1 protein-coding gene is annotated in these 1,533 nt (G+C 61.3%); it reads left to right on the forward strand.

Annotated elements, in window-relative coordinates; all coding sequences use genetic code 11:
* The coding region (locus tag J1784_RS00390; protein WP_238485318.1) for a DUF6531 domain-containing protein at positions 1-1,533 on the forward strand (1,533 nt) is incomplete at both ends.

The following is a 1,533-nucleotide window of genomic DNA, read 5'->3' on the forward strand; positions in this document are numbered from 1 at the left end:
GCTGCCGTTTGTGCTCAGCCGTTCGTACAGCAGCTATAAAACGGATACGCCCGCGCCGGTCGGGCTGTTCGGCCCCGGCTGGACCGCGGCGGCGGACATCCGCCTGCAAATTGGCGCGGACGAACTCATCCTTAACGACAACGGCGGGCGCAGCCTGCATTTTCATCTGCTGCCGCCGGGCCAGATTGCCTTCAGCAACAGCGAAAAGCTCTGGCTGGCGCGCGGGGGCGTCGATAAACAAAATGACGCGCATCCGCTCAGCAAACTGTGGCAGGCGCTGCCGCAGGAGCTGCGTAACAACCCTGAGAGATATTTCGTGGCGAACGACGCCACCGGGCCCTGGTGGATTTTAGGCGGCGTGCAGCTGCCTGAAACGGCGCAGGACGAGCTACCTGCCTCGCGCGAACTGCTCGGATTAACCGACCGCTTCGGCAATACCCTGCGCTATCACCGCGACGTGCAGGGTGAGTTTACCGGGCACATTACCTCCGTGACAGACAGTGCCGGACGGCGTTTTCGCTTCGAGCTGGCGCGGCTTCCAGACTTCAGCCCTGCGCTAAATACAGGCTGGGGAGAAGACTCTGGCGTGCGTCTCTCGGCGGTCTGGCTGGCGAAAGACCTGAGCTTTCCGGATGTGCCCGACAAACCTCTTGCCCGCTACGACTTCACGCCGCGCGGCGAGCTGAAAACCGTTTACGACCGTGCGGGCGAAATCGTCCGCCGCTTTGACTGGCATCCTGAAAATACCGGCCTGATGATAGCGCACCAGTACGCCGGAAGACCCGCAACGCGCTACGTCTACGATGATGTCTCCGGTAAAGTCATTTCGCAGGTCAATCCCGGCGGCCTGAGTTATCAGTTTGAATATTCGGTAAACGAGACCCGCGTCACCGACAGCCTGGGGCGCGTGCGCGTCTACCACTTCGAGGGCGAGTGCGGATTACGCCGGGTTGTGAGGCTCGAACAGGCCGACGGCAGTTCGACGCAAAGCACCTTTGACACGCAGGGGCGGCTGACCTCGCAGACCGATACCCTCGGGCGCATCACAAAATTTCAGCTGAACCCGGCCAACGGCGCGCTGGTCGCAATCCTGTATCCCGACGGCGAGAAGCGCAGCCAGTTCAGCTACAACGGCGCCGGCCAGCTGGTTACCGCCATTGCGCCGGACGGGCGTCGGGTGGATAAAAAGTATGACGAACCTGGGCGTCTGACGGCTGAAACCGATGCCCTGAGCCAGACCCGCCGCTATCACTACGCGGACGATAGAAGTGCACAGCCCTGCGCGACGGAAGACGCCGCGGGCGGCAGGCAGGAACTCGAATGGAACGCGTTTGGTTTGCTGACGTCGTTTACCGACTGCTCCGGCTTCAAAACCGCTTACCGCTATAACCGCGACGGTCAGCCGGTAGAAATCCTGCATGAAGAAGGCATGACAATCCGCTTTGAATATGACGCGCGCGGCAGAAGAATATCGGGCGAAGACAGCGCGGGGGCAAAAACCCTCTGGCAGTACAATGAGGCCGGTGACGTGAT

The organism is Rahnella ecdela (assembly GCF_019049625.1).
GTDB classification, from domain to species: domain Bacteria; phylum Pseudomonadota; class Gammaproteobacteria; order Enterobacterales; family Enterobacteriaceae; genus Rahnella; species Rahnella ecdela.